General features: G+C 44.6%; 9 protein-coding genes and 4 pseudogenes. 7 read left to right on the top strand and 6 right to left on the bottom strand.

Going from position 1 to position 13,840, the window contains the following annotated elements:
• Positions 1-30: 30 nt before the first annotated feature.
• The 6 genes and pseudogenes from N4J56_RS41500 to N4J56_RS33540 form a co-directional block, all read left to right on the top strand.
• Positions 31-3,962: pseudogene (locus N4J56_RS41500) on the top strand (PAS domain-containing protein); the annotation flags it as partial.
• Positions 3,963-3,970: 8 nt separating this feature from the next.
• A pseudogene (locus N4J56_RS33560) lies at positions 3,971-4,597 on the top strand (response regulator).
• A 252-nt stretch (positions 4,598-4,849) separates the two neighbouring features.
• Positions 4,850-5,248 (top strand): RidA family protein, encoded by a 399-nt coding sequence (locus tag N4J56_RS33555; protein ID WP_317111027.1) that lies wholly within the window; start codon positions 4,850-4,852, stop codon positions 5,246-5,248.
• A 209-nt stretch (positions 5,249-5,457) separates the two neighbouring features.
• Positions 5,458-5,667, top strand: a pseudogene (locus N4J56_RS33550) (disulfide bond formation protein DsbA); the annotation flags it as partial.
• Positions 5,666-5,950 (top strand): hypothetical protein, encoded by a 285-nt coding sequence (locus N4J56_RS33545; RefSeq protein ID WP_317111025.1) that lies wholly within the window; start codon positions 5,666-5,668, stop codon positions 5,948-5,950. The pseudogene N4J56_RS33550 and the gene N4J56_RS33545, both read left to right, overlap by 2 nt.
• Positions 5,951-5,961: 11 nt before the next feature.
• The gene (locus tag N4J56_RS33540; RefSeq protein ID WP_317111023.1) at positions 5,962-6,303 is read left to right on the top strand and encodes a cysteine hydrolase family protein; all 342 of its coding nucleotides are present in this window, start codon (positions 5,962-5,964) and stop codon (positions 6,301-6,303) included.
• A 284-nt stretch (positions 6,304-6,587) separates the two neighbouring features.
• Here N4J56_RS33540 and N4J56_RS41495 read toward each other — a convergent pair whose 3' ends face one another.
• From N4J56_RS41495 to N4J56_RS33515, 6 genes are all read right to left on the bottom strand, one after another.
• Complete coding sequence (locus N4J56_RS41495) at positions 6,588-7,112, bottom strand: hypothetical protein (RefSeq protein ID WP_410500698.1); 525 nt, start codon at positions 7,110-7,112, stop codon at positions 6,588-6,590.
• 23 nt (positions 7,113-7,135) lie between these two features.
• Positions 7,136-7,852: a transposase gene (locus tag N4J56_RS41490; protein WP_410500697.1), complete on the bottom strand. Its 717-nt coding sequence runs from the start codon at positions 7,850-7,852 to the stop codon at positions 7,136-7,138.
• 432 nt (positions 7,853-8,284) lie between these two features.
• Positions 8,285-9,526 carry an ISAs1 family transposase gene (locus tag N4J56_RS33530; protein ID WP_317111021.1) on the bottom strand — a complete coding sequence of 414 codons (1,242 nt, stop codon included), beginning with the start codon at positions 9,524-9,526 and terminating at the stop codon, positions 8,285-8,287.
• Positions 9,527-9,989: 463 nt separating this feature from the next.
• Positions 9,990-10,877 (bottom strand): DUF2267 domain-containing protein, encoded by an 888-nt coding sequence (locus tag N4J56_RS33525; RefSeq protein WP_317111020.1) that lies wholly within the window; start codon positions 10,875-10,877, stop codon positions 9,990-9,992.
• Positions 10,878-11,619: 742 nt separating this feature from the next.
• Positions 11,620-11,853, bottom strand: a complete 234-nt coding sequence (locus N4J56_RS33520) for a hypothetical protein (protein ID WP_317111018.1) — start codon at positions 11,851-11,853, stop codon at positions 11,620-11,622.
• An 839-nt stretch (positions 11,854-12,692) separates the two neighbouring features.
• Positions 12,693-13,403: a hypothetical protein gene (locus N4J56_RS33515; protein ID WP_317111017.1), complete on the bottom strand. Its 711-nt coding sequence runs from the start codon at positions 13,401-13,403 to the stop codon at positions 12,693-12,695.
• 233 nt (positions 13,404-13,636) lie between these two features.
• Here N4J56_RS33515 and N4J56_RS33510 point away from each other — a divergent pair.
• Positions 13,637-13,751 (top strand): annotated as a pseudogene (locus N4J56_RS33510) (IS1595 family transposase); the annotation flags it as partial.
• Between the last annotated feature and the right edge of the window lie 89 nt (positions 13,752-13,840).

The following is a 13,840-nucleotide window of genomic DNA, read 5'->3' as shown; positions in this document are numbered from 1 at the left end:
TATCAAGCATAGCCGAATTTACGCCAAGCTCTACTAGCTGCAATACATGCTGGATTAATTCAACCTCTATCTGAATTAGATGAAAACTTGTTAGTTCAAGAGTATAAGTTTTTGCACGATCGCGTCCAGCAAGCTGCTTATGCCTTAATTGACGAGTCGCACAAACAAGTCGTTCATCTCCAAATCGGTCGCAATTTACTCGAAAAAACTTCACTCCAGCAACCTTCTGAGCGACTGTTTGAAATTGTCGATCATCTCGATCGCGGAATTGAGCTTGTCTGCGATCGCGCCCAACGAAATGAAATTGCTTTCTTGAATTTAATCGCAGGTCAGAAAGCCAAGACAGCAACAGCTTATGAAGCAGCTCTTAAGTATTTCAATACAGGGCTTAAACTCCTAGATACAGAGAGTTGGCTGGGTGAGTATGACCTCACCTTAGCGTTGTACTCCCAAGCAGCAGGGGCAGCATACCTTCAAGGTCGCTTTGATGAGATGGAACACTTCGTAGAAGTGGTACTCAATCGCGCCAAAACAGCGATCGACAAAGTACAGGTTTACGATAGCACAATTCAAAGATATTTGTCACAGGGCAACCTGAAAGAAGCTCTTAAAATTGGACTGGAAGCGTTGAAGCTCCTGGAAGTAACCTTAATAGAAACTCCAAGTCAGTTAGATGTTGAAAGAGAATTGAATAAAACAGCTGTACTATTAGCTGGACGAGAAATCGAAGACTTAATTAATCTACCAAAGATGACCGCACCAGAACCGCTAGCAGCAATGTCAATCCTAGCGAATATTGTGGTTGCTGCAAATATGGTATCACCAGCACTAATGATACTGATTGTGTGCAAAATGGTAAATTTATCGCTCGACTACGGCAATGCTACCTGGTCACCACTGAGTTATGCTTCCTACGGAGTTATTCTATGTGAAGTTGTTCAAGACATTGAACTCGGTTATAAATTTGGCAAATTGGCTCTGGGCTTGGCAGAACGATTGAAGACCAAAAAAGGTAGTAGCAAAGCATTAACGATATTTAGTGCTAACGTCATGCACCGGAAGGTACATTTTAGGAAAACAATACCAATTCTGGTTGAGGCATATCAAAACGGAGTAGAAACCGGAGACTTTGAATTCGCTGGCTATGCTGCATCTATTGTATGTTGTCACTCGTTTTTTGTTGGTGAGTCACTCACGCAACTGGAACAAAAAACGGCAACCTACAGCAAAGCGATCGGTCAAATCAGACGGGAAATCTCCTCGAATTCGATTGCAATATTGTGGCAGACCATCCTTAATCTGTTAGGTAGGTCTGAGAATCCCAGCCGTTTAATGGGTAGTGTATATGATGAAGAGCAAGCGCTATCGCACGCTATTGCAGTTAAAGATGAAAATGGAATTCACTACTTCTATTTAAACAAAGTTATACTGTGTTATCTATTTGGGGAGTACGAGCGAGCTGCACAAATTGCTGTGTTAGAAAGGCAGTATTTTGAAGAGGTAACAGCACCTATATTCAATTTCTACGATTCTCTTGTGCTTTTGAGCCTATTGGTTGAGGCTTCAAGCTCCCAAAAAGAAGCGATGCTAAGTTGTGTTAGCACCAACCAAGAAAAGATGCGAAAATGGGCAGTTCACGCCCCAATGAATTATCTACATAAATTTCATCTGGTCGAGGCAGAGAAAGCGCGAGTCTCAGGGCAATTTCTTGAGGCAGAGGAGTTTTATGAACGAGCGATATCGGGTGCTTCTGAGCATGAGTTCATTCAAGAAGAAGCATTAGCCTATGAGCTAGCTGCCAAATTTTATCTCTCTCGTGGTAGAGATAAAATCGCCCGAACCTACATGAAAGAGGCGCACTATTGCTACGATCGCTGGGGCGCAATAGCTAAAGTTAAAGATTTAGAAAAACGCTATCCACAACTGCTCAACACCAACCTGGTTCGGCAATCGAATCCAATCGTGACCGATGAAACGATCTGTCATCCAACTGCGGCGATCGATCTGGCTGCGGTGATGAAAGCGGCTCAAGCCCTTTCAGAAATAATCCATCTCGATCAATTGATTGCACGTTGATGCAGGTAGTGATAGAAAATGCCGGAGCTGAAACAGGCGCTCTGATTCTCCTGGAAGACGATCGGCTCACTGTAGTGGCTCAATGCAGCGGAAGTAGACAGTGCGACCTGAAAAAGATCGCTGTTGCTAGCTGTGCAACAATTCCTATCTCCGTCATTCACTCGGTAGAACGCACTCAAGACACTCTGGTGTTTGATGATGCACTCAGCGAACCGTCTTTTTTGACCGATCCCTATATTCAACACCAACAGACGCGATCGCTCCTCTGTATGCCAATTTTCAAACAAAGCAAACAGATCGGAATTCTTTATCTGGAAAATAATCTTAGTACCGGAGTGTTTACCAGCGATCGCCTGGAAGTCCTCAAACTGTTGATTGCTCAGGCAGCTATTTCACTGGAAAATGCTCGATTGTACGAGCGGTTAGAAAACTATTCTGAAACACTGGAGATCGAAGTAGAAGAACGAACTCAAGCCCTGCAACAGGAAATTAGCGATCGCAAACAGGCAGAGTCAGCCCTACAGCGCAGTGAAGCTAAGTTCCGCAATATCTTTGAAAACTCACAGGTCGGCATCTTCCGCGCCCGCCTCTCGGATGGATTAATTCTCGATGCGAATCAACGCTTTGCGAATCTATTTGGCTTCGATTCACCCGATGAGGTGATTGGGCTTCTACATGCTGTAGACTGTTATGTAAATCCCAGCGATCGCCACAAAGCCGTTGAATTGCTGAACCGCGATGGTAAACTGCAAAACTTTGAAGTGCAGTTGCGAAGACGAGATGGAACATTGTTTTGGGCACTTTACTCTGCTCGTCCGAATGTTGCCGATGAATGCATGGAAGGTGTGATTGCAGATATTAGCGATCGCGTCATAGCAGAAGTCGCTCTACAAACGAGTGAAGAACGACTACGCTTAGCATTAACCGCTGCAAATCAAGGACTCTACGATCTCGATTTAAGAACTGAAGAAAGAATTGTTAACCCGGAATACGCTTTAATGCTGGGCTACGATCCAGCAACATTCCACGAGCCTATTTCCGAATGGATTGCTCGTTTGCACCCTGACGACAGAGAATCAGTTGTCGCAACCTACCGTGCTTACATTGCTGGAGAAATTCCCAGCTATCAAGCAGAGTATCGCCAGCGTACCCAGGATGGTCAGTGGAAATGGACTCTTTCTGTTGGCAAAATTGTTGCTTGGGACGAATTAGGTCAACCCACGCGGATGTTGGGAACCCACGTTGACATTAACGATCGCAAACGTGCCGAAGAAGCCTCGATTTTGGAAGAACGCAACCGCATGGCACGCGAGATTCACGATATACTAGCCCAAGCGTTTACAGGTATTCTGATCCAAGTCGGTGCGGCAACTCAAGTGCTAACAGACGATCCAGAAACAACCCAAGCGCATTTAGACACGATCGAGGAATTAGCACGCACCGGACTGACTGAGGCGCGGCGATCGGTCACAGCACTTCGTCCCCAGTTGTTAGAGGATGGCGATTTATCGACTGCGATCGCTCTGGTAGCCCAGATGAGAGCCGCTACCGATACTGCTCTGATTTACCAAATTCAGGGTGTAGCCTATGGGTTACCCGCCGAGGTAGAAAATAACTTACTGCGGATCGGACAAGAAGCACTGACCAATGCGATTAAATATGCTCGTGCAAGCGTTATTTGGATTGAGTTGGTATATGACGATGCACAGTGCTGCTTGCGAGTCATAGACGATGGACGGGGTTTTGGAGTTGGTAGCGTGCCACCGATTGGCAGATTTGGATTGTTGGGCATGAGCGAACGGGCAGAGCGCATCGGAGCGCAATTGCGGGTTGAGAGCCAACCTGGGCAAGGAACAGAGATTGTTGTCGTTGTCAATTGCAAGTGAGGATCGTCATGAGCCAATCTGCTACGATTCGAGTTTTGATTGCTGACGATCATTCCATTGTTAGGCAAGGGTTGGCAACGATCGTGAACCGCGATCCAGAAATGACGGTAATTGCTCAAGCAGAAGATGGACAGCAGGCGATCGAGCTTTTCGCCAACACCAACCGGATGTAACGCTGATGGATTTGCGAATGCCGCAAGTCGGAGGGGTGGAAGCCATTAGTGCTATCTGTGCCGAATTTAAACCTGCTCGGATTATCGTACTCACAACCTACGATGGTGATGAAGATATCTATCGGGGATTGCACGCAGGCGCTCAAGGTTATCTGCTTAAGGATGCTAAACCCAACGAGCTGCTTCAGGCAATTCGTACAGTGGCTCGCGGTCAGCAGTATATTCTGCCCCTAGTGGGTGCAAAACTGGTGCAGCGCCTAAGCAATCCAGAACTGAGCGATCGAGAGCTAGAGGTACTTGGTTTGATGGCGCAAGGGATGAGCAACTTAGACATTGGAGCAGCCTTAACTATTGGTGAAAGTACGGTCAAATCTCACGTGAATCGCATTTTAAGTAAATTAGGCGTGAGCGATCGCATCTGCTGTCATTGTGGCGGTAAAACGTGGAATTGTTAATTTGTAAGCTTGACTTCAGTAGAAATTTAGATTCCAACTTTAGTTGGAGTCAACCTTCCTTCGATCGATGGACTGATTCATCAATCGCTTTACTGAGTAAAAGTTTCAACTCGATATGGACGACAAGTTGGAGTCAATTTCATATATTGAATTTATGCAAACACTAACAGCAATTTAGTTGCAAGAACTAAGCTTGCTTTAAGTACAGGAGAAAAATCGTAGAACGTCCAAAAAATTATTCATTTAGGGATTAGACACAATGAGAAAGCAACTGATCAATCCGCCACAGATTTATGATGGAAGTCAGTTCGGAATGTCCCAAGCGGTTATTGACACCGCATTGTCTACCGTTTACATTTCTGGACAAGTTGACTGGCAGACAAATCACCAAGTTTCATCACATACCGTCGAAGGGCAACTAAAGACGGCACTGGCTAACTTAACCACCGTCCTAGAGACATCGGGAAGCTCGGTAGAGTCTCTGTTCAGCCTGCGTGTCTACATTCGTGGTGAGGTTGGGGAATTCATCAGGGATATCGCACCGATTCTCGCGCAATATCTGGGAGAGTCGCGTCCATCTCTTACTATAATCGGCGTTTCCTCACTTGGCTATCCAGAAATCTTAGTTGAGATTGAGGCAACAGCAGCACTTACATGACCAACTGATTGCCGAAATCCGTAGCCATAATCGCCATAAGTTGAACCTGATTTCATGGCTAAAGAATGTGGTAATTCTCATGAAACCCTTTTTGTTACCCTTTTGCAAGCTTTTGTCCTGTACTGAGAAGTTTGCTTGACATAGATCGCACAAAGAGGATTGTATGGCGAGTGCTTGCGATCGCCATCTCTTCCCTTAGAGGTATTCGAGTGAGTCAAGACCGAGATCGTAGTTCGTTATTCATTCCAGCTTCAACAGAGGATCGCATACAAGGTGTACTGAGTGCCAGCGTGGTGCTGGTGATGTATGGAGACTATCAATGTTCTGAATGTGCCGACCTTTATCGACTGATTAAAGCCATTAGGCGACAGCTTAGTATTTCGTTTGGAGAGAACTATTTATGCTTCATTTTTCGTTATGTTAGAAAATAGAATCAATAGAAGAGCTATCCTTCACGGTGCCATCACCTTAGCAGGAACATTAGCAGCAGTCCAATTTAGTTCCCCAAAGAAAGCGCAGGCGCAGTCTACTCCATCAAACCAACGTAAAGGGATTTTGTTAGCAGTAGATTTACAAAATGGCTTTTTGACTACACCTGAATGTAAAGCGGTTGTGCCAAAGGTGGTCGAGCGTGCTAGTCAGTTTCATCAGGTTTGGGCAACTCGCTTTTTAACCGGAATCCGAACTTCTCACGTCAACTAAGCTGGAACGATATGGTATCCGGACAGGAAACGGAGCTTTCTACAGCTTTAACTCCGGTTGTCAGCAAGATATTTGATAAGCCTTCATATTCTCCGGTGTCACCTGCCCTGCTTCAAGCCCTGCAAAGTGACGCTGTTACTACAGTTGCAGTTTGTGGAGTTGATACAGACGCTTGTGTGATGGCTACAGCTTTGGGACTATTTGATGCTGGATTTGAGACGTTCGTGGTATCAGATGGCTGTGCTTCTAGCGGCGGACAGGAATATCATGAGGCGGCAATTAAGATCTTGGAACGCAACATCGGAACGCAATATGTGATTTCTTTTAGCGAATTACCTGCCATGTTATCCTAAGTATTATGGTCGTGTTGCAAAAATTCTCTCGAACGCTACTTGTAGAGTTGTATGCACACACTACAACTCTACAAGTAGTGCTTTTCCAATTTTTGCAACACAACCGAAAGTGTCGCCATTTGAATAAGGAAGGAGCAGACATTGGAAAGCAGGATTCGAGGTTTCAGCTTTCCCACCTTACCATTTATTTATCTGTTTTGCGGCACAACCGCTTTTTCCTCCCTGCTGCTTAACCCGAACTGACGTTATTTAAGTAGAGCGAACTATTGGGACTTTAAAACTTTCTAAGCCCAAATATAGCCGAACTTAGCTCTGTGAGAGGCAAATACATCAACATGCTCATTAAGCCAGCGGACCAAACGAAACTCGACTGCGGTGCGGAATGCCTCCAATGCTTCGGCAAAAGTTTGTAAGGGTTTGGTTGCCCAACGTCTGCGGAATCCGCCGGTCAACTGATGCCAAAGGATGAAGGTGTAAGCGATGAACACTAAAACCCAATGACGCTTCATACTCAGAGCATCCCGAACTTGATACTCACTCAAACCCAACCAGCCCTTGGCTTCTCGATAGAAGACCTCCACCCAGTTGCGAGCAGAATATGTTTGAGCTACCCAAGCCGCACTGACTTGGTTGTCAGAGGCATTGGTGAGAAAGTAATCCACCTCCGTCGCTTGCTCGAAACTAGAGGCATTGAGTTGAATCGCCAGCCAGCGAGTGCCTTCGAGCTTCGGAACGTGAACTGGTAACAGCGCCACCCAAACTGTCCGGGGCTGCTCCAGATTGAGTTGCACAGGTGTGAACTGCTCCACTGCCAAGGTTTGAGCAATAGCTTCTAATCCCTGCTTACGAGCAGACTCATCACCTGATGTTTGAGCAGTAACTTGGCGGTTTTGGCGATTGCTGCCACGTAAGTTAGGTTTCTCGACTCCAACTGCTTGAGAAAAGGCGTGTTATTACCGTAGCCTGCATCAATTACAGTCACACCCGGTCGATAACCGCGCTTCAAGCATTGGTCAACCAAGTCTAGAGCCAGGTCAGGTTTTTTCTGGAAGTTGGGGTCTGCCTTGCCTTGCTCGAATAAACTTGCGTGTTGATAGAGTGCAACATCTAACGGCAGACATCGCACTCCATCATACAAGTAGGTAGTCAGCAGCACAATACCATTGTCAGTCTTGCCAATCTCCCCAATGTACTGCCGTCCTACCCCATCAGTAGCCGCACCACTTTTGCGATGTCCCGAATCATCTACAATCAATGTGAAACCTTGACTCGGGGTCGTCTGGCGACACTGGTGCATCACCTCCAACCGCCGATTATTTAGCTTGACTTCATCCCAAGGGGCATTGTTGAGAAAATGTCTGAGCTGTTGTAGGAGCCATCTACTGTATTTGTGACCAGTTGGCTCAGGTTTTGCGCTGACTCTCACCCAGCAGTCCCCTAGATAAACACGAAATTCCTGCCGCTGCTTCTGACGCGAAAATACATCATCAAACCGACGACACCAGTTCTCAAAGCACTGCGGCATCGCTGCTGGTACTTGATCTTTCACCTTACGTTGCTCCTGTCGAGACTGACGTAAAACGCAACTCCTACCCGCATTCTAGCTCAATTTGCTCCATCTTTCTTACAAAGTCCCACTAGAAGGGCGATTCTTCAACGGAAGCGTAATAAATTATTATGCTTTGTAGTACGCCGTTGAAAACCTAAAGCTTAATGAGAATGAGCGACGAAAAAGTCGGAAATTAAGCCGTGTAATTCTCAATAAATTAATCGTTTGTGAACGATGTGTTTCAATGTAGTACAAAGCATGATAATTTATTACGCTCCCCTGACTGATTTATCCAATTGTAGGCAGCCGCAAAATTAATCAATGTCGCCTCAAGAAGGGCAACCTGGTTCTCTTGGGTTATTAACTTACAACTTATAGTCAGTATTGTTTCCATACGAAGAGGATATCACTACAGGGTAAGCGCAAGAAAATTTAGGAACCAGAAGGGTTAGAGTTGAAGGGAATCGAAGCGTTGAGAACTGTCAGCAAATACCTTACATCCATGCTGGCTCGCTTCGCCTTTTGACGAGTGCTACGCTTGAAGCTCGTTTCTTGATTCAGTAGATTGATGCTCCACCGCTTGAGTAGAGCTAAATTCTCTGGTGCATTGCCTGTACGAATATGGCAAGCATCTTCGCCGAAAGTCACATCCAATACCCAATGAAGTTGGTTCTCAATCGACCAATGCTGTCGGGTTGCTTTGCCTAATTGTTGAGCATCAGGTGGCAAGGAACTGAGATAAAACATCACCTCTTGAGTGGTCTTATTCCAAAGATGGCGGGTACGGACAACCTTAATTACGGTTTGTAATCCAGACCAGTGAGCTTGTTTGTACAAATTCCCCATTTGCTGGATAGAAACTGGGGTAACTTGTCGTTTTTCACGACGATGGTGTCCCGATTCTACTCGGACATCGTAACTATGCTCAATGCCGTTAAAGTTTTGAGCCTGGGCGGTTTCAAACCATTGTTTTATCTGAGCGTGTAAGGTGGGATGATTAGCTTTGAGTGCCAGCACGTAGTCGGCACCCTGAGCCTGAATCCGATGTGCAATCTCAGCTTGAGTACCCATCGCATCAATGGTAATGATGCATCCAGCAATGTCTAACAGTTCTAGTAGGGCTGGGATAGCGGTAATCTCATTACTTTTATCCTCCACTTTGACTTGCCCTAGAAATAGTCGGTTCTCGCTTGCCCAAGCACTAACTAAATGTAAGGCGGATTGCTCTCGATTGCGGTCATAAGAACCCTTAACTGTTTTCTCATCAATCGGAATCACCTGCGCGCCTAGATCTCCAATCCAACTACTCAACCAATTCTTGAAGCTGCGCTCAAATGAAACGGCAGATATGCTCTCAAATAACCGCCGATAAGTATCAGCACTCGGAATTCCAAAAGGCAAAGCTAAAAACTCCGACAGCCAAACCTCATGACTCACGCCATAGGTTTCTATATCTTCCCATCCTTTGGCTCCACTAATAGTAGCGAGTAAGGCAATCATCACAATGCTAATAAACGGATGAAGAACACCCTGAGAACCTCTGGGGTCTGTTAAGTCCTCAAAATACTCTGCCCATTGTTTTTGTATTTGCTCACAATCGATAGCAGGCATGATTGACGATGATTTGCTACTTTTCTTATTGGAGATAGATGCTTCACCAAAACCTTTAGCCATTGGAAATCCTGATTCTTAAATGGATTCAGTCCAGCATATTACAGCTTCATTTTTCTTGCGCTTACCCTGGATATCACTATAATGATAAAACTAGTGTAAAGCTTTACACTAGTTTTAGTTAATATATTGGTTGGCATTTCTCCCGCCACCAAACTTCGTTATGGTGGGGGCATTCTGCCAACATTCAAGGTGAATCTAGATTTGACTGTTTTTCTAGCCCAGGCTGCATCTGAACTGATGAGTTATATAAATAAACCAAATTGCTCTAGTAATAGTTAGTTAAAACTTTGCTTTTAGAGAAGCATTTGGGTAGTTCGACATTGAATTATAGCAACAAATAATACATACCACCTGCTATTTCTCAAGAGGGGTTGGATCGTTTAGTAACAAACAACCAATAACCAATGACAAAACAGGGTAGGAGTTGTCTCCTACCCTGACTCAAAATTAACTTCAAATGTTCCTAAGCTGCGTCCCACAACTCGCGAACTCTACCAGGAAGATATTGAGCTATTTCTTGAATCCGTTCCTGCGATAATTCTTCTTTAGTAGCAGAAAATACGGCTGAAACGACCTGTTCGCGATCTAAATCGAAACCAGTTTTTGCCATTGGCGCTTCGTTTTTGACTCGGAACAAAAAGCGATCGTCATCAATATTAAATAGACCAGGACCGTGATGCTTTTTAAAAGGTGGACGAACGCGGCTGAGAAAGCCAACGATAGGATTAGTATCTTTCCAAAGATCTGCTACATCCATTTTCAACGCTTTGTCTTCTGTCGGCAGAACTTCCTTATTTTCTAATTCTTCTGCCACTCGATCTGATGCTTCCGTTGTCATTAAATCGCGCATGACGCGATAGACAACTTCTGTCACATCTCTAGCATCAAAGAGGTCTTCAAGTCCACTTTTAAGCATGACTTTTTCTAGGAAAGGCATGTCTTTAGTCGCAATGGGAACTGATGGACCTTCTTTTAATTCTTCTGGAGGTTTTGCCTCCATTTTCTCCAACATTCTGCGACCTTTTTCTGTCAATTCTGCTTGTTTAAAAGTAATCAAATGCGGTAAAGGACCATCAGACGAACCAAAGGTATTAGCAACTCTAAAATCAACTTCTTTGGGATTTACAGCATCGGGAACGTCTTCCTGGTTGCCATAGGCATTACCACTAAATTCAGCATTAATATACTGCTTTTGATTCAGATAATCCAAGTGTCCTAATAGTTCGGCTTTTGTTGGTTCGCGACCGATAAAGTCATCAGCAGTAAATTTTACTGGATGCAATTCTTGCCCAGTTTCATTGATTTTTTTCAAAATAATGTAGGCAACATCTTCTCTTAATGGAATGGTCATGAAATTACCCCTTAGCTTTTTATGCAGATTTTGACTGTAGCTAAAGAGAACCAACAAATTGTTTTTCAGTCCCTCTATTGCTTGACGCAACTCAAGCCTTAGTGTAGAAGAACTGAAGGAGGATCGAATTTAGTTCGGATCTACAGCCATTGCCGTTTAAGGTATTAAGAATAAATACTTGCTTACATCTGTCACAGGAAGCATATTCGGAAATTTTGAGGCATAAGCTTGAAGAAACAGTTTGGTTGTTATTGTCTATTTCCCTAAAGATATATTTTTTAAGGAAAGCTTTGGGTGGCTAAAATTTGCACAACAGACTATTCTCGAATCCAATTCAGGGCATTACGTGCAGTGACTTGTGATGTTGCGATCGCGAGTGGAGATCGTTCAGGTGTCGCATGGAGATACTAACTAGAGCATAGATCAGTTAACATAGTAGGTGTAGCTATGTGCGGAGTCAACGATGAAACTTAAAGACGCTCGCCATCTATCAGCTACTGCCCTTTGAAGCACTGCGGTATCGAGTTGTGAATGCGATTCGATTATGGCATGAGTAAATCAGAGGCATAGGAGTGTATTTCAGGTTTCGCGCATGGCAATACGGAAGCGTAATAAATTATTATGTTTTGTACTACATTGAAACATGACCTTCACAAGCGACTAGTTTATTGAGAATTATATAGTTCAATCTCCCACTTTTTCGTCGCTTATTCTCATTAAGCCTTAGGTGTTCGACGGCGTACTACAAAACACAATAATTTATTACGCTTCCATCGCGCTTACGCCATTTTCTCCCCTTACCTCTAGCTGAAGATGATTTATTGTTGTGGAAATTAGCGATAGCTTCTCTAACTCGTTGTTCAGACCAATCGCGGCTATCCCAGTATGCTACTGCTTGCCACACTTCCATTAAACTTTGGCTTTTTAATTGAATTTTCTGTTCGGATTGAGCCAGAAGTTGCTTTGAATTCGTCAAGCTCTTTGAGTAAGCTTTCCGTGACTTGAGCTGCTTGAGTTTGCATATTCGAGTTGACGCAGACATTGGAGCATTTGCGCTACATCACCCCGACTCTCCAGCAATTCTGAAGCACTTTCATCTGCTGTGCAGTATAAATAATTGTAGCTACCACTACTCATACTTTCTCCATTAAAATTACTTTTGTATTTGTCTAGCAAGTTCAGAATTTGCCACTTTTAATTCAGATTTTTTTACCACTCTCTCTCTGACTTCGTTCGTGCAATCTCTGCCAAAAGTTGATGAAAAAGATTGCCAAGAATTATCTCGATAAACTGACAACATTCTTTGCTAACTTAGCCTATCTCTACTTCATATGTAGAAAATAATTGGAAGTGAAGTGAAGAAAATCATGAATTGATCTAGAAACTCAAAGTTCATGAACTTTGAGTTTCTTTTAGAAAAAAATCGTCGGTTCGAGCAGATTGTCAAAAGCGATGGCTCGTTTTCAAATTGGTAGTACGATAGATATAAATTAAATTCTTTGAGATCGAGCAGATTTTTTGATGGATGAGTTGCAACAGTTAAAGCAGTTAGTCAGTGCTGACATACCTAGCTTAAGTAAATACTACCGAGGAATGGCTGAAGCGCAAGGAGCGGGAGTGCTGGTAGTCAACTACTACACAGTTGGCGAAGTCGCGCAGATGGAGGCAAGATTTCTCACATTGAGTCAAATTCCGCGACTATCTAGACAAATGGGACTGCCCAACCTCCAAGCCGAATTCGAGCAGCACGATCGCTCCTCAGAAATGGTAGTGGCGCTCGTCACTGCCGAGACTAAAGGCGCGATTGCCCTTGAGTTACAATTCCCCACTCAAGGAGACGAGCCGGAAATCCCACCAACTCGCGCTCGCGCCGACACATCGAAAGCAAAGAGTCAGTCTTCCGCTACGACAACACGAAAACGCACGGATTCTGCCAAGACAACAACACAGCGCCAAGCTAAGAACAAGCCAAACGCAAGCTGCAACACCAAAACCCCAAACACCAGAAGAATCCCCAAGCCTTGTATCTTCCCAACCAAGCACCCAACTAGAAGCGACTGCACAGCCAACAGTAGAACCAGACACTACTCCTAAATCCAGCTCAAAAGCTAAGACAATCGCCAAGGCTTCCCAACCAGCCAAGAACAACAAAACTGCGAGAAGGGCGAAGACAAAACAGCACTCACAGCCTGTTGCCTCACCTGAAACATCCTCTGCGCCGACCATAGAACCAGAAACGACTCCACAACCGGCAGTAGAGCCGGAAACTACTGCCAAATCTCCTCCCAAAGGCAAAGCGACCTCGAAGACCTCAAAGCCAGCAACCAAACGCAATACTACTTCTAACTCAACGACACAACAAAAGTCGCAGCCCGAAGCATCACTCCAAACACCCCCACCCATACCCGAAGAGCGATCGCCCCAACCAGAGCCAGAACCTACTGCCCAACCAGCTACAAAACACAGATCTTCTGCCACTGCTTCTGCTAGACGCAACTCCTCTTCTAGTGGGGCAACTAGGCGCAATCCAACTTCGCGGGGAGCCAGAAGTAAAAAGCAAAGCTAAAATTTGATTGGATTTGAGGAGGGCGGAAGATTACACCTAGTACACGGCGGTTGTCGAGGCTGGACTACAGCAAGAACAACTCCTCGATCGCTATCTCATCACTAACAAGATCTCTAACAACCCAGATGGATCGCAAAACTGCTGATTGTGCGTCAGGCAAGCGTGGGTTTGTGGAAGCAGAACGTATGAGAATATTCTGAAAAAGTCTATACAGTGTCCTTTGTGTAATCATCCGTCATCGCATAAACAAGGGTTTAACAAGTAAAGGCAGTCAACTATACCGTTGCCCCAGATGCAAACAAACATTTAAATAGTGTTGCAATAAAAGCCTTTGGGCGATTGCTTCTCCCAAGGTGACAAAACAGGGATAAGAGCTATGGAGCTTATTCTATCTGCA

It is taken from the genome of Chroococcidiopsis sp. SAG 2025 (assembly GCF_032860985.1).
In the GTDB taxonomy this organism is placed as follows: domain Bacteria; phylum Cyanobacteriota; class Cyanobacteriia; order Cyanobacteriales; family Chroococcidiopsidaceae; genus Chroococcidiopsis.
The sequence above is the reverse complement of the archived record's forward strand: the minus strand, read 5'-3'. Positions and strand labels throughout refer to the sequence as shown.